This is a genomic window from Bradyrhizobium sp. RT6a (genome assembly GCF_040547675.1).
GTDB lineage: Bacteria > Pseudomonadota > Alphaproteobacteria > Rhizobiales > Xanthobacteraceae > Bradyrhizobium.
Window position 1 is genome coordinate 110,922 of the sequence record NZ_JBEPQC010000007.1, and the last position, 19,162, is coordinate 130,083.

At 63.9% G+C, this 19,162-nt stretch carries 18 protein-coding genes; 9 read left to right on the forward strand and 9 right to left on the reverse strand.

Annotated features, from left to right (window positions below):
* Positions 1-54: 54 nt before the first annotated feature.
* Entirely contained in the window at positions 55-1,311 is a 1,257-nt protein-coding gene (locus ABIC03_RS29830) for an aspartate kinase (protein WP_035973494.1), read from the reverse strand.
* 149 nt (positions 1,312-1,460) lie between these two features.
* Here ABIC03_RS29830 and ABIC03_RS29835 point away from each other — a divergent pair, with 149 nt between their 5' ends.
* From ABIC03_RS29835 to ABIC03_RS29850, 4 genes are all read left to right on the forward strand, one after another.
* On the forward strand, positions 1,461-1,928 hold the full coding sequence (locus ABIC03_RS29835) for a PH domain-containing protein (protein ID WP_035973495.1): 468 nt from the start codon (positions 1,461-1,463) through the stop codon (positions 1,926-1,928).
* A gap of 15 nt (positions 1,929-1,943) precedes the next feature.
* Positions 1,944-2,717 (forward strand): bifunctional 2-polyprenyl-6-hydroxyphenol methylase/3-demethylubiquinol 3-O-methyltransferase UbiG, encoded by a 774-nt coding sequence (gene ubiG / locus ABIC03_RS29840; protein WP_354063382.1) that lies wholly within the window; start codon positions 1,944-1,946, stop codon positions 2,715-2,717.
* A gap of 105 nt (positions 2,718-2,822) precedes the next feature.
* On the forward strand, positions 2,823-3,104 hold the full coding sequence (locus ABIC03_RS29845) for a GIY-YIG nuclease family protein (RefSeq protein ID WP_354063384.1): 282 nt from the start codon (positions 2,823-2,825) through the stop codon (positions 3,102-3,104).
* 268 nt (positions 3,105-3,372) lie between these two features.
* The gene (locus ABIC03_RS29850; RefSeq protein ID WP_354063386.1) at positions 3,373-4,272 is read left to right on the forward strand and encodes an EamA family transporter; all 900 of its coding nucleotides are present in this window, start codon (positions 3,373-3,375) and stop codon (positions 4,270-4,272) included.
* Here ABIC03_RS29850 and ABIC03_RS29855 read toward each other — a convergent pair.
* The 4 genes from ABIC03_RS29855 to ABIC03_RS29870 are packed head-to-tail and all read right to left on the reverse strand — an operon-like array spanning position 4,269 to position 6,746.
* On the reverse strand, positions 4,269-4,754 hold the full coding sequence (locus ABIC03_RS29855) for a DUF1178 family protein (RefSeq protein WP_354063388.1): 486 nt from the start codon (positions 4,752-4,754) through the stop codon (positions 4,269-4,271). The genes ABIC03_RS29850 and ABIC03_RS29855 overlap by 4 nt on opposite strands.
* Entirely contained in the window at positions 4,751-5,629 is an 879-nt protein-coding gene (locus ABIC03_RS29860; protein WP_275172711.1) for a carbon-nitrogen hydrolase family protein, read from the reverse strand. Before ABIC03_RS29860 ends, ABIC03_RS29855 begins: the two co-directional genes overlap by 4 nt.
* The gene (grxC, locus tag ABIC03_RS29865) at positions 5,626-5,901 is read right to left on the reverse strand and encodes a glutaredoxin 3 (protein WP_354063694.1); all 276 of its coding nucleotides are present in this window, start codon (positions 5,899-5,901) and stop codon (positions 5,626-5,628) included. The genes ABIC03_RS29860 and grxC overlap by 4 nt, the downstream gene beginning before the upstream one ends.
* 47 nt (positions 5,902-5,948) lie before the next feature.
* Entirely contained in the window at positions 5,949-6,746 is a 798-nt protein-coding gene (locus ABIC03_RS29870) for a ComF family protein (RefSeq protein WP_354063390.1), read from the reverse strand.
* 196 nt (positions 6,747-6,942) lie between these two features.
* On the opposite strand from ABIC03_RS29870, the gene ABIC03_RS29875 reads away from it, so the two are divergent.
* On the forward strand, positions 6,943-7,812 hold the full coding sequence (locus ABIC03_RS29875) for a methyltransferase domain-containing protein (protein WP_354063392.1): 870 nt from the start codon (positions 6,943-6,945) through the stop codon (positions 7,810-7,812).
* Positions 7,813-7,939: 127 nt separating this feature from the next.
* On the opposite strand, the gene ABIC03_RS29880 is transcribed toward ABIC03_RS29875, so the two are convergent.
* On the reverse strand, positions 7,940-8,350 hold the full coding sequence (locus ABIC03_RS29880) for a (deoxy)nucleoside triphosphate pyrophosphohydrolase (protein ID WP_354063394.1): 411 nt from the start codon (positions 8,348-8,350) through the stop codon (positions 7,940-7,942).
* A gap of 139 nt (positions 8,351-8,489) precedes the next feature.
* Here ABIC03_RS29880 and ABIC03_RS29885 point away from each other — a divergent pair, with 139 nt between their 5' ends.
* Entirely contained in the window at positions 8,490-9,845 is a 1,356-nt protein-coding gene (locus tag ABIC03_RS29885) for a TadE/TadG family type IV pilus assembly protein (RefSeq protein ID WP_275172714.1), read from the forward strand.
* Positions 9,846-9,938: 93 nt separating this feature from the next.
* Here ABIC03_RS29885 and argJ read toward each other — a convergent pair whose 3' ends face one another.
* Both argJ and ABIC03_RS29895 read right to left on the reverse strand, forming a co-directional pair.
* Positions 9,939-11,180 carry a bifunctional glutamate N-acetyltransferase/amino-acid acetyltransferase ArgJ gene (gene argJ, locus ABIC03_RS29890; RefSeq protein WP_354063397.1) on the reverse strand — a complete coding sequence of 414 codons (1,242 nt, stop codon included), beginning with the start codon at positions 11,178-11,180 and terminating at the stop codon, positions 9,939-9,941.
* A 104-nt stretch (positions 11,181-11,284) separates the two neighbouring features.
* Complete coding sequence (locus ABIC03_RS29895; RefSeq protein ID WP_275172716.1) at positions 11,285-12,202, reverse strand: peptidylprolyl isomerase; 918 nt, start codon at positions 12,200-12,202, stop codon at positions 11,285-11,287.
* 361 nt (positions 12,203-12,563) lie between these two features.
* Here ABIC03_RS29895 and secA point away from each other — a divergent pair, with 361 nt between their 5' ends.
* Positions 12,564-15,404 carry a preprotein translocase subunit SecA gene (gene secA, locus ABIC03_RS29900; protein ID WP_354063399.1) on the forward strand — a complete coding sequence of 947 codons (2,841 nt, stop codon included), beginning with the start codon at positions 12,564-12,566 and terminating at the stop codon, positions 15,402-15,404.
* Positions 15,405-15,618: 214 nt separating this feature from the next.
* On the opposite strand, the gene ABIC03_RS29905 is transcribed toward secA, so the two are convergent.
* Positions 15,619-16,053, reverse strand: a complete 435-nt coding sequence (locus ABIC03_RS29905; protein ID WP_007599198.1) for a MarR family winged helix-turn-helix transcriptional regulator — start codon at positions 16,051-16,053, stop codon at positions 15,619-15,621.
* 178 nt (positions 16,054-16,231) lie between these two features.
* Here ABIC03_RS29905 and ABIC03_RS29910 point away from each other — a divergent pair, with 178 nt between their 5' ends.
* Positions 16,232-17,419 (forward strand): substrate-binding domain-containing protein, encoded by a 1,188-nt coding sequence (locus ABIC03_RS29910; protein WP_275172718.1) that lies wholly within the window; start codon positions 16,232-16,234, stop codon positions 17,417-17,419.
* Positions 17,420-17,594: 175 nt separating this feature from the next.
* Positions 17,595-19,109: an amidase gene (locus tag ABIC03_RS29915; RefSeq protein WP_354063402.1), complete on the forward strand. Its 1,515-nt coding sequence runs from the start codon at positions 17,595-17,597 to the stop codon at positions 19,107-19,109.
* The last annotated feature ends 53 nt before the right edge of the window (positions 19,110-19,162 follow it).

The following is a 19,162-nucleotide window of genomic DNA, read 5'->3' on the forward strand; positions in this document are numbered from 1 at the left end:
ACGCGAAAGTGTGGAGACCTTAGCGTTTGCTGCGACCGCTAAGAGAAAATTAGCCTAAGCCTGATCGAGACCGTAGAGCGTGTGCAGCGTGCGCACCGCAAGCTCGGTATAGGCGGTGTCGATCAGAACCGAGAATTTAATCTCGGAGGTTGTAATGGCCCGGATGTTGATATTCCGTCCTGCGAGGGCCGAGAACGCCTGGGCGGCAACGCCGGCATGGCTGCGCATGCCGCTGCCGATCACCGAGATCTTGGCGACGTCGGTCGCGGTGTCGAGCCGGGCATAATTGATCTGGCTCTTGGCCGCGGTGATGGTCTCCTTGGCCCTGGTGTAGTCGGCGGCCGGGACCGTGAAGGTGAGGTCGGTGGTCTTGCCGTCCTCGGAGACGTTCTGCACGATCATGTCGACGTTGATGTTGGCATCCGCGAGCGGGCCGAAGATCGACGCCGCCACGCCGGGCTTGTCCTCGATTTGGCGTACCGAGATCTGGGCCTCGTCCTTCGAAAAGGCGATGCCGGTGACGACGTGGCTTTCCATGATCTCCTCCTCGCTGCAGATCAGCGTGCCGGGCGGCTGGTTGGCATGCGGGTCGATATCCTCGGGCTTGTCGAAGCTCGAGCGGACGAAAATCGGCATGTTGTGGACCATGCCGAGTTCCACCGAGCGGACCTGGAGCACCTTGGCGCCCTGGGAGGCCAGCTCCAGCATGTCTTCGAACGCGATCTTGTCGAGCCGGCGCGCCTTCGGCACGATTCGCGGATCGGTGGTGTAGACACCGTCGACGTCGGTGTAGATGTCGCAGCGGTCCGCCTTGACGGCGGCGGCGATCGCCACGGCCGAGGTGTCGGAGCCGCCGCGGCCGAGCGTGGTGATGCGGTTGGTCTCGGGGTTGATGCCCTGGAAGCCGGCGATCACGGCGACTTCCTTGCGCTCCCTGAAGCGCTTGATGATCTCGCTGCCGTCGATGCCCTCGATCCGGGCCGAGGCATGGGCGTCGCTGGTCTTGATCGGGATCTGCCAGCCCTGCCAGGAGCGGGCCTGGATGCCCATGCCCTGAAGCACGATGGCAAGCAGGCCGGACGTCACCTGTTCGCCCGAGGCGACGACGGCGTCGTATTCGCGCGCGTCGTGCATCGGCGAGGCCTCGGTGCACCAGGCCACCAGCTCGTTGGTTTTCCCCGACATCGCCGAGACGACCACGGCCACTTCATGGCCGGCGTCGACCTCACGCTTCACATGGCGTGCGACGTTGCGGATACGTTCGATGTTGGCGACGGATGTGCCGCCGAATTTCATCACGAGGCGGCTCATGACGACGCGTGCATTCCCTCATAAGGATAAGTATGGTGACCCGCGCTGGACGGGTGCCTGCGATACCGACCGCGCGTATACAGACGGGCGGGGCCGGGGGCAAGCGGGTTCCTGCGCAGGCCAATCCGGGCAATGGGTTAATCGAGGTCATGGCGCGTTATATCGACGAGATCCTGCAACCGGGCGAGCGGGTGCTGTATTCGACCAATGCGCACTGGATCTTCTATTTGCCGGCGATCCTGGCCTGGATCGTGGCGCTGGCCCTGTTCGTCCTGTCCCGGCAAACCATCGTCGAGGGGCTCGTGCTGCTCTGCCTCGTCGCGGCCGGCCTGGTGGCTCTGGCGGCGCTGTACTGGACCGTGAAGGGCTGGTTCCATCGCTTTACCACCGAGACCGACGTGACCAATTTGCGGATCGTGCACAAGACCGGCTTCATCAAGCGCCGCACCTTCGAGATGGCGCTGGACAAGGTCGAGAGCGTCGATGTGAATCAGACCATTCTTGGACGTATTCTCAACTATGGCGACGTCACCATCAATGGCGTGGGGGAAGGCCGCGAAACCATCCGGACCATCGCCTCGCCGCTCGCCTTCCGCAGTTCGATCACCACGCGGTAGGACCGCGCGCAACCCATGAGCATGCAGCAAAATACTTCCGGCACCGCAAGCCCGCAGCCGGGCTCGACCGTCGACGCCGCCGAGATCGCAAAGTTCTCAAAACTTTCGGCCGAGTGGTGGGACCCCAACGGCAAGATGGCGCCGCTGCACCGGATCAACCCGCTGCGGCTCGGCTATATCCGCGATGCCGCCTGCCGCAAGTTCGAGCGCAATGTGCGCAGCCTCAACTGCCTCGGCGGTCTGCGCGTGCTCGACATCGGCTGCGGCGCCGGCCTGCTCTGCGAGCCGCTGTCGCGCCTGGGCGCGCAAGTCATCGGCGTCGATCCGTCGGTCAGCAACATCGCGGCCGCGAAGCTGCATGCCGACAAGGCGCATCTCGCGATCGACTATCGCTGCACGACGGTTGAGGAGATCGACCCGCGCGAGCGTTTCGACATCGTGCTGGCGATGGAGGTGGTCGAGCACGTCGTCGACGTCGGCGTTTTCCTGAAGCGCTGCGCCGCGATGCTGAAGCCGAACGGGTTGATGGTGGTCTCGACCCTGAACAGGAATTGGAAGAGCTTTGCGCTCGCCATCGTCGGCGCCGAATACGTCCTGCGCTGGCTGCCGCGCGGCACTCACGAATGGAACAAGTTCGTCACCCCCGACGAGCTGACGAAATACCTGCTCGACAACCGCCTCGTCATCACCGAGCAGACCGGCGTCGTCTACAGCCCCTTCGCCGACAAATGGACCCTCTCGTCAGACATGGACGTGAACTACATGGTGGTGGCGGAAGGCATGGTGTGAGGGGGAGTAAAGTGCGAGCTCGTGCCCTTCGAACGGTGTCGTCCCTGCGAACGCAGGGACCCATAACCACAGGCTGAGCCGTTAGCCAAGACAGGCGTTCCGAGCATGTATTACGTCTACATCCTCGCCAGCGGTCATCACGGAACACTCTATATCGGGATCACCAACTCGCTCCAGAGGCGCTTGGAAGAGCACCGGAGCGGCAAGGGCTCGAAATTCGTCAAGCGCTACGGGGTGCACCGGCTCGTCTACACCGAGACCTTTGAGCGGGCAGAAGACGCGATCGCCCGTGAAAAGCAGTTGAAGCGCTGGAAGCGCGACTGGAAGATCGAGTTGATAGAGCGCGAAAACCTGGAATGGCGCGATCTGAGCGATCTCCTGATTTGAAGGGAAGGACGCGGTCAAGCCTCCCACTGTCGTCCCTGCGAACGCAGGGACCCATACAGCGGAATCTATCGGAGGAGGATGGTGTTAGATGCGCGGGTTGTCACCTTTCGCAAAACTGCTCCCTGGGGTTATGGGTCCCTGCGTTCGCAGGGACGACAGGGTGCTTGTTGCGAGAGCATCGCACCCATGACATCCGCGTGATTGACCTGCTTGAGCGCGAGCGGCACGTTGACATCAACGTCCTCTTCCTCCCACTGCCATCCCACCCATGTTCACCATCGCCAGCCTCTGGATTCCCTTCACCGTCATTGCCGCGCTCGGCCAGGTCGCGCGCAATGCGATGCAGCGGTCGCTGACAAAGCCGCTGGGGACCTGGGGCGCGACCAATATCCGCTTTCTGTTCGGCTTTCCGTTCTCGCTTCTTTTCCTGGCGGTGGTGCTGGTCGCCACCGGCGATCATCTCGGCATGCCGCCTGGCGTGTTCTGGCCGTGGCTGCTGCTCGGCGCGCTCAGCCAGATCGTCGCGACTGGTCTGATGCTGCTCGCCATGAACGACCGCTCCTTCGTGGTGACGACGGCCTATTTGAAAACCGAGGCGATCCAGACCGCCATCTTCGGCTTCGTCTTCCTCGGCGATCATCTGACATGGCTCAAGGTGCTGGCGATCGTGATCGCGACAATCGGCGTCGTCATCACCGCGCTGCGGCCCGGCGGCGAGAAGAGCTTTGCCGAACTGAAGCCGACCATCACCGGTCTGGTCGCGGCGGCAGCGTTCGCTTTGTCAGCGGTCGGCTTCCGCGGCGCCATCATCAACGTGCCTGATGTCTCGTTCGTGACGGCGGCATCATTCACGCTGGTGCTCGGCCTGTTCGTGCAGACGCTGATCCTGACGATCTATCTGCTCTGGCGCGCGCCGAAGGTGCTTCAGGCGATCCTGGGCCTTTGGAAGCCATCGCTGCTCGCCGGCTTCATGGGCGCCTTCGCCTCGCAGTTCTGGTTCCTGGCGTTCGCGCTGACGGCCGCCGCCAATGTCCGCACGCTCGCCTTGATCGAGGTGCTGTTCGCGCAAGGCGTGGCGTATTACTCGTTCAAGCAGCCGATCGCGCCGCGAGAGATTATTGGCATCGCGCTGATCGTGATCGGCGTGGCGGTGCTGGTGGGAGTTTAATTCCGATCTTCCGGCAGCGTCGGGAGCGGAGACACTTCGATGCCTTCGTCGATCAGCGACTTGGCCTCGTCGGGCGAGGCCTCGCCGTAGATCGGACGGTGCTCCTTGTCGCCGTAATGCATCGCGCGGGCTTCATTGGCGAATCGCTCACCGACATTGTCGGCGTTCTTCACGATGTGGTCGCGCAGCTCTTTGAGCTTGGCGCGCAGCTCCCGCTCCTGCGCCATCAACAGCGATGTCGGTGCGGATTGTGCAGCCTCGGGTGCGGTCGTCGTGGCGGTGGGCTCGGGCGGCGGCGTGGCGCGTCCGCGGCCCTTCTTGCCGACGATGCGCGGCGCCATGATCGCCTTGTCGACCTTGGCCGAGCCGCAGATCGGACAGGTCACCAGCTTGCGCTTCACCTGCTGGTCGTACGCGGCCGAGCTCTGGAACCAACTTTCGAAGTCGTGGCTCCGGTCGCAGCGGAGCGCGTAGCGGATCATGCCGATCCCCGCACCAGGTGCAGGTGGTCCGGCCCCGCCTTGGGGTCGGCGACGCCGAAGCGCCGGCCGTGCTGGAGCGAGGGGATCGCGCGGCGCGCGGTCTCGACCTTGGCTGGATCGATCTTGGCCATGATGATCCCCGGCTCGACATCGCCTTCGGCGAGGATCTCGCCCCAGGGATCGATGATCAGCGAATGGCCATAGGTCTCGCGCTTGTTCTCATGCAGGCCTGCCTGCGCCGCGGCGAAGATGAAGCAACCGGTCTCGATCGCGCGCGCACGCAACAGCACGTGCCAATGTGCCTCGCCGGTCTTGCGGGTGAAAGCCGAGGGCACCGTGATAAAGTACGCGCCGCTTTCGGCCAGCGCGCGGTAGAGTGCAGGGAAGCGCACGTCATAGCAGATCGTCAGCCCGACGCGGCCCCAGGGCAGGTCGGAGATCACGGCCGTCTCGCCCGGCTGGTAATTGGCGGATTCGCGATAGCTCTCGCCGTCCGGCAGCTCGATGTCGAACATGTGGATCTTGTCGTAGCTGGCGAGCACATTGCCCTCGGGCCCGATCAGGAACGAGCGGTTGACCGCTTTCTCGTCCGAAAAGCGCAGCGCCAGCGAGCCGACATGGATGTGGATCTTCAGTTCGGCCGCGAGCGCCCGGTACGCCCTCAGCGAGTTGTCGTCGTCCTGGCTCTGGAGGTGCTCGAACAGAGCCTTGCGGTTGAGCTGCATCATGTTGCTGACTTCGGGCGTCTGCACGTAGTCGGCGCCATTGGCCGCAGCCTGGCGGATCAGCCTGGTGGCCTGCTCGAGGCTCGGCTCGGGCATCAGGCCGGTGCGCATCTGCACCATCGCCGCAGTGAAGGTCCTGGTGTCGCTCATGACTCCGCCTTGACGCTTTCGAGCATGCCGTCGAGCTTGCCTTCGCGATCGAGTGCGTAGAGCTCGTCGCAGCCCCCGACATGGGTTCCGCCGATCCAGATCTGCGGGAAGGTCGAGCCGTCGCCGGCGCGATCGTACATCTCCTGGCGCCAGGACGGGTTCTTCGCGATATCGAACTCCGTGAAGGTCGCCTTCTTGCGGGTCAGCAGCGACTTGGCGGCGGAACAATAGCCGCAGCCCGGCCTCGTGTAGATCTCGACAGCAGCGGTCATCTTGCCTGGCGCTTTCATGTCATGAATTCATTGAATTATATGGGACTTCACCGGCTCTCGACAACCCGGGCAAACACCAGCACGTCCACTTGCGCCGCCTTGGCCCGGAGCAGGGCCCGCGCACAGGCATCCAGCGTCGCACCCGACGTCAGGACGTCGTCGATGAGGACAATGCGCCGACCCTGGACGTCCGCCTGACGGTCCGGGGATACCTGGAATACGCCCTGCACATTGGTGGCGCGCTGGGCCCGCGACAGGCCGATCTGCTGCTCGGTCGCGCGTACCCGGCGCAGCGCCTCAGCCTTCACTTTCACCCCGCTCTGCCGCTCGATGACCCGCGCCAGCGCCCCAGACTGGTTGTAGCGGCGGCGCCAGGCCCTTCGCCAGTGCAGGGGAACGGGCACCAGCATGTCGGCCTCGGTGAGCAGCTCGCCGCCCGCGCGCGCCATCCAGCGACCCATGGCGGGCGCCAAATCCGTGCGGTCCTGGTATTTCAGCGCATGCACCAGGGTGCGCGCGACGTCGTCATAACGCACTGCGGCCCGCGCCCGCTGGTAGGCCGGCGGGCTCGCGATCGCCTCCATCGACAGCATGTCGGGGCCGGGATCGTACACAAAAGGAATGCCGAGCCGCGGGCAGTAGGGCCGTTCGATGAACGACAGCCGCGCCCAGCACGCCGCGCACACGCCCTCGCCGTCGACCGGCTCGCGGCAGGACACGCACAGCGTCGGCAGCGCGATGTCGAGCGCGAGCCGTGCCGCACGTGACAGCACATGGCGGCCAGCCGTCCATGCGGCACGCAGGGGGGCGGCGAAGGAACGAGGAGGGACGTTGCCGGCTTCCATGGGACGAGGCTAGCGTTCCGCGATTGTCGGCTCAAGCAGGACTCTCGTGCCCCGGACGCAGCGGAGCGCGTAGCGGTGCGCTGCTGAGCCGGGGCCCAGGAGCTGTGTTCGCAGAAGCATTGATCCCGGCCCTGCGGAGCGTCACTGCGTGCCGCACCGCGTCCGGGACACGAGAGAGGAGATTGCAATAACCAACATGATCGGCGTAACCAGCGGCATGGCTCAACACCCGCAAACCCCGCCCGCTTTGTTCGATCGTGCTTTGCTGCACGGGCGACAGCGCCGTGCGCAGGCGCAAGGTGCCGTGAGCTTCCTGCTGGATCGGGTCACCGAGGACATGTCCGACCGGCTGGCCGCGGTGATGCGGGAGTTTCACACAGCGGCCGATCTCTGGACGCCCGGCGAGGGTCTCGCGGTGCTGCGCGCGCGACTGCCCTCGATCAAGCGCATTGAGCTCGATGCGTCCGGTGCGGAGAAGCTGCCCTTTGCGCCCGAAAGCCTCGACCTCGTGGTTTCGGCGCTGGCGCTGCAATTCGTCAACGATCTGCCGGGGGTGCTTGCGCAAATCCGTCGCGCGCTGAGGCCGGACGGCCTGCTGCTGGCGGCGATGATCGGCGGCGACAGCCTGACCGAGCTGCGCCAGGCCTTTGCCGCGGCGGAGGCCGAATGCGAGGGCGGTGTTTCGCCGCGCGTCGCACCGTTTGCCGATCTGCGCGACGTTGGCGCGCTGTTGCAGCGAGCAGGATTTGCGCTGCCGGTCACCGATGTCGACCGCGTCGTGGTGCGCTACGCCAACGCGTTCGCGCTGATGCAGGATATCAGGCGCATGGGTGCCGCCAATGTGCTGACCGAACGGCGGCGCACGCCGAGCCGGCGATCGACGCTGCTGCGGATGGCTGAAATCTACGCGGAACGCTTTGCCGATGCCGACGGCCGCATCCGTGCGACATTCGATATCATCTGGCTCTCCGGTTGGGCCCCGCATGCGAGCCAGCAGCAGCCGCTGAAGCCGGGGTCGGCAAAAGCCAGTTTGGCGGAGGCGGTGCAGAAGGCGCGCAAAGAGTGACGTGTCCCGGACGCGCTGCAGCGCCCTTGCGCTGCTGCGCAGAGCTGGGACCCAGCTCTGTGGCCTCTGGGCCCCGGCTCTGCAGCGCACCGCAAGAGCGCTGCGCTGCGTCCGGGGCACGCGCAACTCACATCAACAAATCAATCAAATGCGGGATCAGCGGAATGTCCGCGGGCGGCATGGGGTAGTCGCGCAGCTTGTTGGCGCGGACCCAGGCCAGGGTCTGGCCTTCGCGCGGCATGACCTGTCCCTCCCAGCGCCGGCAGATGTAGAGCGGCATCAGGAGGTGAAAGGTCTCGTAGCCGTAGCTCGCGAACGTCAGCGGCGCCAGGCACGGCTCGGCGACGGTGATGCCGAGTTCTTCGTGAAGTTCGCGGATCAGGCTTTGCTCCGGCCGCTCTCCGGGCTCACACTTGCCGCCGGGAAATTCCCAGAGGCCGGCCAGCGTCTTGCCCTCGGGGCGCTGCGCGATCAAGACGCGCTTGTCGGCGTCGACCAGCGCGCAGGCCACCACGAGCGTCAGTTTGAGATCAGCCATGTCTGAATGTCGCTCGCTGAAAGATCATCCGCAACGGTTGGTTAACCCTGTTAGGGCTCGTGTTTCCGAGGTCACCATAAGTCATATTTAATCCACGGATCCTAGGGTGGAAACGCTGAAACCATTCCGGGCCAGATCCATGCGCGCTGAGTTTCGTACCGTCTTCCGCCGCTTCCGTCGCGACCGGCGCGGCAATGTTGCGGTGATCTTCGCAATCTGCTGCGTTCCCCTGATCACGTTTGTCGGCAGTGCGATCGACTACTCCCGCGCGACGCAGGTCCGGGCGAAGCTTCAGGGCGCGGCCGACGCGGCCAGCGTCGGTGCGATCGCCAAAGCCTCGCCGGGGTTTGCTGCCGCGGGCTCGATGACCACGGATGGTTCGATCACGGTGGGCGTCACCGATGCCCAGAAAATCTTCGATGCCAATCGCGCCAACCTGACCGGCTATACGCTCAACAGCGTCACCCCGACAGTCGTCAAGACCGGCTCGACCATCAACTCGACCGTCTCGTTCACCGCCACCATCAACACCATGTTTCTCGGCCTGATCGGCAAGACCACACTGACCATGAGCGGCACGTCGGCGTCGACGGCCAACATGCCGCTCTATGTCGACTTCTATCTCCTGCTGGACAATTCTCCGTCGATGGGTGTCGCAGCGACACCGGCCGACATAACGAGTTTGCAGGGAAAGACGGGTGGATGTGCATTCGCCTGTCACGACACCACCAAGGCGGCCGGCACAAGCAACTACGACATCGCCAAAGCAAATGGCATCACGACCCGAATTGACGTGGTGCGCCAGGCGAGCGCGAACTTGATGGACACAGCCCAGAGCACGCAGACCTATTCGAACCAGTTCAGAATGGCGATCTACGATTTCGGCGCTTCGTCAGCGACGATCGGATTGAGAAATCTGTTCGCGCTCTCGTCGAGCTTGAGCTCCGCCAAGACGGCGGCGGGAAACATCGACCTGATGGCGGTTGCCGGTCAGAATGACGTGTATACTATCGACAAAGATACTCCCTTCACCACTATTTTTCCCGCAATCAATACCGCAATCGCCGCGCCTGGAGCAGGTACGTCCGCGTCACCGCTGAAGTATCTGTTCTTTGTATCCGATGGAGTCGCTGACGAAGCCAACTCGGGCATGACGATGTGTAGTGTCTCGTCTTCCTCGTATCCTCTCGCGTCATCGAACCGCTGTCAGTCGCCGATCAATCCGGCGCTCTGCACGACCATCAAGAACCGCGGGATCAAGATCGCGGTGCTGTACACGACATACCAGCCGCCTACTGACGGCTGGTACAACACATGGATATCGCCCTTTAACCCCGGGCCGTGGGGGCCGTCTCCGAACAGCAAGATCGCGCAGAACATGCAGAGCTGCGCTTCGCCGGGATTCTATTTCGAGGTGAGCCCCACCCAGGGCATTTCGGAAGCGATGAACGCGCTGTTCAAGAAGGCAATCGCGGACGCGCGGATTGCGGGTTGAGTTGGACCAAAGCTCTTTCACCGTCACCCTGAGGGGGCCGCTTCTTCAGCGGCCCTCGAAGGCCGGCGGCCCGGCTATCGGTGGTCCTAAACACTACGACCTGTAGTCCCCGTTGATCGCGACATACTCCTTGGTGAGGTCGCAGGTCAGCACGCGGTCGCGGCCCTTGCCGAGGCCGAGCGAGACCTTGATCGCGATCTCCGGCGCCTTCATCGCCTCCGACACCTGCGCCTCGTCATAGGACGGGTCGCGCGCGCCGCTCTTGGCGACGCGGATGCCGTTGAACGAGATCGAGAGCTTGTCGCGGTCAGCCGGCTCGCCGGCCTTGCCGACCGCCATCACCACGCGGCCCCAATTGGCGTCCTCGCCGGCGATTGCGGTCTTCACCAGCGGCGAGTTCGCGATCGACATCGCGATCTTGCGCGCCGAGGCCTTGGTCTTGGCGCCCTCGACGGTGATCTCGACCAGCTTGCGCGCGCCTTCGCCGTCGCGGGCCACCTGCTCGGAAAGATTGGCGAGCACCTGGTTGAAGGCCTTGACGAAGGCTTTCAGGCGCGGGTCGCTGGCGCGGCTGATCCTTGGCGCACCGTGCTCTGCAGCAGCGCCGGTGGCAAAGGCCAGCAGCGTATCCGAGGTCGAGGTGTCGCCGTCGATCGTGACCGCGTTGAACGTGTCCTCGACGCCGCTCTTGAGCAAAGCCTGCAGCGCGGCAGGCGCGATCGGTGCGTCGGTGAAGATGAAGGACAGCATCGTCGCCATATCGGGCGCGATCATGCCGGCACCCTTGGCCATGCCGTTGATGGTGACCTTGGCCTTGCCGAGCTTCACGGTCGCGGTCGCGACCTTCGGGAAGGTGTCGGTGGTCATGATCGCCTTGGCGGCGGCCAGATAATCGCCGGCCTCGGCGGTTTGCGCGAGCCGACCGAGCACGCCGTCGAACTTGGTCGCATCCAGCGGCTCGCCGATCACGCCGGTCGAGGCCAGGAAGATCTCACCCTCGGTGCATCCGACGGCCTTGGCCGCGATCTTGGCGGTCAGCGCGGTGGAGCTGCGACCGGTCTTGCCGGTGAAGGCATTGGCGTTGCCGGAATTGACCACCAGCGCGCGCGCCTTGCCGCCCTTGAGCTTGGCGCGGCACCATTCCACCGGCGCGGAGGGGCATTTCGACTTGGTGAAGACGCCGGCGACCGCGGTGCCCTTGTCCATCACTGCCAGCAGCACGTCGGTGCGGTTCTTATAGCGGATGCCGGCCTCGGCCGTCGCGAGACGGACCCCCGCAATGGTGGGCATGTCGGGGACGGATTTCGGTGCGAGGGGAGAGACGGTGGAGGACATCGTGGCGCGCCTTGGTGGGGTCTGGATATGCAGATGCCCGGCGCGGGGGCCGGGCATCACAGAGGCTTAGATACTCTTCACGTCACCGAAGTGACAGCGAATTCTTACTTCTTCGCGGGCGGCGCCATCTTGCTGTCAGAAGGCTTGGCCGCATCGGCCGGCTTGGCGTCCTTTGCCGCGTCCGCCGGCTGGTCCATCCGCTCGACCTTGGCTTCCGCGCGCAGCTTGGCGACATAATCGGCCTGGGCCTTGCGGGTGACATACTGCTCGATCTGCGCCTTGACCTGCTCGAAGTCCGGCGCCTTGCGGCTGCGCTTTTCCTCGACCTTGATGATGTGCCAGCCGAACTGCGACTTCACGGGGTCGGAAATCTTGCCCGGCTCGAGCGCGAAGGCGATTGCCGAGAATTCCGGCACCATCTGCTCCTTGGTGAAGAAGCCGAGGTCGCCGCCGTCGGCCGAGCCCGGATCCTTGGACTTCTTCTTGGCGAGCTCGGCGAAATCGGCGCCCTTGTCGAGCTCGGCCTTCACCGCCTTGGCCTCGTCCTCGGTCTCGACCAGGATGTGGCGGGCGTGGACTTCCTGCTCGCCGGTGATCTGCTTGGAGGCCTCCTCATAGACCTTCTTCATGGCATCCGGGGTGGTGGCGGCCTTGCCCTCGCCTGCAAGCAGGCTGTCCATCAGGAGGCGGTTGCGGGCGAACGCCAGGCGCTTTTTGAACTCCTCGCCGTCGGCGAGCTTCTTGTCCTCGGCGGCCTTGCCGACGATCTTCATGTCGATCAGGAAGGACAGGACGTTCTCGTCCTTGGTCGCCGGGTCCATCTGGGCGAGGCTCGGCCCGAGTTCCTCTTCGGCCATGGCGACGTCGCTCTTCTTGATTTCAGCGCCATTGACCTTCGCCAGCACCGGATCGTCGGCAGCCCGGCCGGGACCCGCGATCAGCGCCAGCGCAAGGCAGCCCACCAGGGCGGTGGCGAGGCCGAAGCGCAGGCCGGTTTTGGTTACCGGGAACGAGGTGGTCATGGAAAATCCTTTTGTTGAAGCAGGGGGCTGCTCGAGCGGGGCGGACACTCGCCCAATTCAGGGGGCCTTGGCAACGCGAAAAGTCTGTCAAAATGATGAATTAGCCGCAATGCACCCGCCGTTGACAAGGCCCTGACCGGGCCATATCTCTGCCCGGTCGCGTCCATGCGATGGCGTTTATTTTGCTGCGTTTTTGGCCGTTGAACCCAGACTTGCCCAACTCCCACCCATATGGCGGATGGACCCCCCGCAGTCCGGGCTCCGGCGCCCAGCAGGCGTCACGGTGAGTTGATAGGCAGGCGGGTGACAACCTTTTGGCTGCAACGCGAACGCGGTTGAATCGCGAACACAGGAACTAAGCATGATCGGCGCGCTCGCCCGCAAGTTTTTCGGCTCCGCCAACGACCGGCGGGTGAAGGGATATCAGTCCCGCGTCAACGCGATCAACGCGCTGGAGCCCGAGGTCTCGAAACTCTCCGACGAGGCCCTCAAGGCCCGCACTGTCGAATTCAGGAAGCAGCTCGCCGAGGGCAAGACCCTGGACGACCTGCTGGTCCCCGCTTTCGCCACGGTCCGCGAAGCCGCCAAGCGCACGCTCGGCCAGCGCCATTTCGATGTCCAGCTGATCGGTGGCATGGTGCTGCACGAGGGCGACATCGCCGAGATGAAGACCGGCGAAGGCAAGACCCTGGTCGCAACGCTTGCGGTCTACCTCAACGCGCTCGCCGGCAAGGGCGTCCACGTCGTCACCGTCAACGACTACCTCGCCCGCCGCGACTCCGGCTGGATGGGCCAGATCTACGGCTTCCTCGGCCTGACCACCGGCGTGATCGTGCACGGCCTCGACGATTCCGAGCGCAAGACGGCCTATGCCTGCGACATCACCTACGGCACCAACAACGAATACGGCTTCGACTATCTGCGCGACAACATGAAGTACCGGCTCGAGGACATGGTCCAGCGGCCGCACTTCTACGCCATCGTCGACGAAGTCGACTCCATCCTGATCGACGAAGCGCGCACGCCGCTGATCATCTCCGGCCCTCTCGACGACCGCTCCGACTTCTACAACACCATCGACGGTTTCCTGCCCAAGCTCGACAAGTCCGACTACGACGTCGACGAGAAGCAGCGCACGGTGACGCTGACCGAAGCCGGCATGGAGAAGATCGAGACGCTGCTGCGCGATGCCGGCCAGCTCAAGGGCGAGTCGCTCTACGACGTCGAGAACGTCTCCGTCGTGCACCACATCAACCAGGCGCTGCGCGCCCACACGCTGTTCACGCGCGATAAGGACTACATCGTCCGCGACGACGAGGTCGTCATCATCGACGAGTTCACCGGTCGCATGATGCAGGGCCGCCGCTATTCGGAAGGCCTGCATCAGGCGCTGGAAGCCAAGGAGCACGTGCAGGTCCAGCCGGAAAACCAGACGCTGGCCTCGATCACCTTCCAGAACTATTTCCGGATGTACGAAAAGCTCGCCGGCATGACCGGCACGGCGCTGACCGAAGCCGACGAACTGTTCGACATCTACAAGCTCGAGGTCGTGGAAATCCCGACCAATTTGCCGGTCGCCCGTCTCGACGAGGACGACGAGGTCTATCGCACCCAGAACGAGAAATACGCCGCGATCCTGGCCGAGATCGAGCGCGCCAATGCGCGGCTGCAGCCGGTGCTGGTCGGCACCGCCTCGATCGAAAAATCGGAAGTGATCGCCGAATATCTCAAGAAGCACGGCTATCGGCAGATCGATTTCGGCAGCGAACATTCGATGCAGAAGCTGTACGCCGCGGCCCGCGCCGGCAAGCCGGCAAAGCTGTTCGCGGTGCTGAACGCGCGCTTCCACGAGCAGGAAGCCTACATCGTCGCGGAAGCCGGCGTCCCCGGCGCGATCACGATCGCGACCAACATGGCCGGCCGCGGCACCGACATCAAGCTAGGCGGCTCGCTGGAAATGCGCATCCAGCAGGAGGCCGCTTCGATCGAGGACGAGGCCGAGAAGGCCAGGAAGATCGAGCAGATCAAGGCCGACATCGAGCACTTCCGCGACATCGTGCTGAAGGCCGAGGAAGAGGTCGAGATCGAGCCGGCGAAGGGTTCGAAGCCCGCCAAGACCGTGAAGAAGCCCGGCGGCCTCTACATCATGGGCTCGGAACGCCACGAATCCCGCCGCATCGACAACCAGCTCCGCGGCCGTTCCGGCCGTCAGGGCGACCCCGGCCGCTCGAAATTCTTCCTGTCGCTGGAAGACGATCTGATGCGCATCTTCGGCTCGGATCGCCTCGACAGCATGCTGCAGCGTCTCGGCCTGCAGGAGGGCGAGGCCATCATCCATCCCTGGATCAACAAGGCGCTCGAGAAGGCGCAGCAGAAGGTCGAGGCGCGCAACTTCGACATCCGCAAGAATTTGCTCAAGTTCGACAACGTCCAGAACGACCAGCGCAAGGTGATCTTCGACCAGCGCGTCGACCTGATGAAGGACGACGGCGTCGCCGAGACCGTCGCCGACATGCGCCACGCCTTCATCGACGACCTCGTCGCCAAGCACGTGCCCGAGCATGCCTATGCCGAGCAGTGGGACGTCGCGGGGCTGAAGGAAGAGCTCAAGCGCGTGCTCGATCTCGACTTGCCGGTTGAGGACTGGGCCAAGGAAGAAGGCATCGCCGACGAGGAGCTGCTCACGCGGATCGAGACCCGCGCCGACGAGCACATGGCCGCAAAGGTCGCGCAATGGGGTCCCGACGTGATGCGTTACGTCGAGAAGACCATTCTGCTGCAGACTCTCGACCATCTCTGGCGCGAGCATCTGATCATGCTCGACCATCTGCGCCAGGTCATCGGCCTGCGCGGCTACGGCCAGCGTGATCCGTTGCAGGAGTACAAGACCGAAGCGTTCAACCTCTTCCAGGAGATGAGCGCGCATCTGCGCGAGGCCGTCACGGCGCAGCTGATGCGGGTCGAGATCGTGCCGCCGGAGCAGGAAGCCCCGGTGCTGCCGCCGATGGAAGCCCACAAGTTCGACCCGAACACCGGCGAGGACGAAATGGCGCTCGCCAGCGTCACCCTCGGAGCGCAGGCCACCGACGCCGCGTTGCGCGATCCCAAGAACCCGGCAAGCTGGGGCAAGATCGGCCGCAACGAGGATTGTCCGTGCGGCTCAGGCAAGAAGTACAAGCACTGCCACGGGCGGTATGCGTAGGGACGTGGTGAGGCGCGACGATCGCGTCTCACATTCCGCTGTCGTCGCCCGGTTTAGCCGGGCGACCCAGTACGCCGCGGCTTCTCGATCCAAAAATCAGTCTCTGGAATACTGGATCGCCCGATTAAATCGGGCGATGACAGCGAGTATGTGGCGCGCAGCTCCATCTCCATCGCCGGGACGACCGTGTTAAGGGAGCGCGCTAAACGCATCCTCAATTCGAACTGTCGATCAAGCTCTCCAGCAGCCGCTTCAATTCGCTCGTCGACTTGTCGCCGTAGCTCTCCAGGATGTGTTCCTCCTGGTCGACCGCGAGCGAGTTGAGCTTCTTGCTCAGCACCTTGCCGCGGTCGGAGATGAACATCAGGACTTTGCGGCGATCGTTCGGGTCCTGCACGCGGTAGACCAGCGTGTCAGAGACCATGCGGTCGATCATCTTGGTCAGCGTTGGGTGGTTGAGCAGCACGGCGTCCGCGAGCTCGCCCATCGAATGGCCGTTGCCATCCGACAGCACTTTCAGGATGCGCCACTGCTCGACGGGGACGCCTTCCTTGCTCAACCGCAGTTCGAGCTGCCGGTTGATCTCCCGGTTGGCTTGCGCGAGCAGGTAGGCGAGGTGTTCGGTGATCGGGGTGTTCGGTTTTGCCACGGCTAAGACTTTGTCTTGACCCAAATGAGTGAATGTCTTGCAATCGATGCTGCATCTATATGCACTTCAATTCTTGAATATTCAATATTTTCAAAATAGGATATTGCCCAACAATAGGGCGGGTGCCGCGGCCGCCTGCTGAATGAGCTTTCAAGTCTGGTGTCAGACAGGAGTTGGCGTGCGCGCGACGGTAAACTTCCCGGCTCACGGCGGTCCGGCCTTGCCGCCGTCCTTGCTGTTCAGGAATCTGTCGCCCGCGGCAGCGGATTTCGACCTGTCGCCGGTTGATGCGCATTTCATGAAGCGCCGCGGTGCACACAACAAGCTCCGCATCGGCGGCTTCATGTGCTGCACCGGCTCGCCCGGCGTTTGGGGCCCGTGCGCGACGAGCAGCGCGCAGCTCGCGGTCGCCGAGATCAACAAGCGCGGCGGCATCCTCGGGCGCGAGATCGAGCTTTCGATCTATGACGCCGGCGGTCCACTCGACGAGATTCTGAGCCGCGCTGAGCAGGCGATCGCTTCGGATGAGATCGACCTCATCGTCGGACTGCATACCAGCGCGGTGCGCGTGGCGCTGCGCAAGGTCACCACCCGCCACCGCATCCCCTATATCTACACGCCCGTCTACGAGGGCGGCGAGCAGACACCGGGCGTCATGGCGATCGGCGAGACGCCGCGCTGGCAGAGCCGTCCTTCCATTCACTGGCTCGCCGACGTCAAGAAGGCGGCGCGCTGGTACCTGATCGGCAGCGACTATGTCTGGCCATGGCAGTCGCACCGCGCGGTGAAGCGCTACATCAAGGAGGCCGGCGGCCATGTCGTCGGCGAAGAGTTCGTTCCCCTCGGCGAAGACAACCATGAGCCGCATCTGGAGCGCATCCGTGCCGCGAGGCCGGACGTCGTGCTGATCTCGTTGATCGGCACCGACAGCATCACGTTCAATCGCGCGTTCGGCGAATGCGGCCTGGGCGCCACGACGCTGCGGCTGGCCGGGGCGATGGACGAGACCGTGTTGCTCGGAATCGGCGCCGACAACAGCGAGAACCTGTTCTGCGCCTCCGGCTATTTCCCCGGCATCGGATCGCGGGCCAATGATGACTTCCAGAGCCGCTATCGCGCGATGTTCGGGCCGAACGGGCCTCCGATCGGCTCGCTCGGTCAATCCAGCTATGAGGGACTGCGCTTCCTCGAAGCCGTCGCGAACAAGGCGGGCACGTTGGCGATGGGCCCGATGCTCGCGGCCGGCCGCAACATCGTCTATGGCGGCGCGCGCGGCCCCGTCACCGTCAGGAACGGTCACACCCGGATGCAAATGTATCTGGCCGGGGCGGATGGCCTAGACTTCAAGCTGATCAAACCGATCTGATGCCGGCGCGGCCATCTGCAAACGCCCGAGTCCAAAATAATACTTGAAAAGGAAAATATTTCCGTCTGTAATATCGAAGTGAAGCCGATTGGCGCGCGCCGCACACGTGCGCCTATGAGGCTCCAATGCCAGGGATTCCAATTCCAGGGATCAAGAAGCCTTTGAGGAGAGCGCCGTGACAGTTGTCCTTCCCACGCCAGCCCAACTTCGCAGTGTCGCCGACCAGTGCGGCCTTTCGCTATCCGACGACGATGTCGCCTCGTTCCGCGGCCTGATGCAGGGCTCGATCGAAGCCTACAATCTCGTCGGCGCCATGCCGGACGAGGTGCCGGAGGTCAAATATCCGCGCACGCCGGGCTATCGGCCCTCGCCGGAAGAGAACCCGCGCAACGCCTGGTATCGCAAGTCGACCGTCAAGGGTGCGGCGAGCGGCAAGCTCAAGGGCAAGACGGTCGCTCTCAAAGACAACATCATGCTCGCCGGCGTTCCCATGATGAACGGCTCGGCGACGCTGGAAGGCTACGTCCCCGATTTCGACGCCACCATCGTCACGCGCATGCTCGATGCCGGCGCCGAGATCGCCGGCAAAGTCCATTGCGAATCCTTCTGCATGTCCGGCGGCAGCCACACCAATGCGGTCGGCGCCGTCCACAATCCGCACAAGATGGGCTATTCGGCCGGCGGCTCCTCGTCAGGCTCAGGCGTCGTCGTCGCGCTCGGCGAGGTCGACATGGCGATCGGCGGCGACCAGGGCGGTTCGATCCGCATGCCCTCCTCGTTCTGCGGCACCTACGGCATGAAGCCGACCTGGGGCCTCGTGCCCTACACCGGCATCATGCCGATCGAGGTGTTCGTCGATCACACCGGCCCGATGACGGCGACTGTCGCCGACAACGCGCTGCTGCTCGAAGTGCTCGCCGGCGACGACGGCTACGATCCCCGCATCAAGGCGCCCAAGGTCGAGGAGTACACCAAGGCGCTCGGCCAGGGCGTCAAGGGCATGAAGGTCGGCATCCTCAAGGAAGGTTTTGAGCAGGCGAATGCGGAAGCCGCCGTGAACGAGAGCGTGCGGGAGGCCGCAAAGCGTTTTAGGGATCTCGGCGCCACGGTCGAGACGGTTTCGATCCCGATGCATCTCATGGGCCCCGCGATCTGGACGCCGATCGGCACCGAGGGCATGACCCAGACCATGATGTATGGCGACGGCTATGGCCTGTCCCGCTCCGACCTCTATTCGACCACGCTGATGGACTTCCATCGCGGCTGGCGGCGGCAGGCGGATTCACTGTCCGAGACCACAAAGCTGTTCCTGCTGCTCGGCACCTACATCAACAATACTTTCGGTCCCCGTTATTACGGCAAGGCGCTCAACATCTCCCGCCGCCTGACCGCGGCCTACGACAAGGCCTTCAAAGATTACGATCTGCTGCTGCTGCCGACCACGCCGATGAAGGCGACGAAGCTGCCGGAGCCCACGGCCAGCCGCGAGGACTATGTCGCGCGTGCGCTGGAAATGATCTCCAACACCGCGCCGTTCGACATCACCCATCATCCCGCGATGTCGCTGCCCTGCGGCATGGTCGACGGCCTGCCCGTCGGTCTGATGCTGGTCGGACGCATGTTCGAGGAAACCACCATCTACCGCGCCGCGCATGCGTTCGAGCAGATCGGCGACTGGAAGAAGATGTGAGCGAGGGACTTATGCAGACGGACGGACCAGAGCGTTTTCAAGCTAAGTGGATA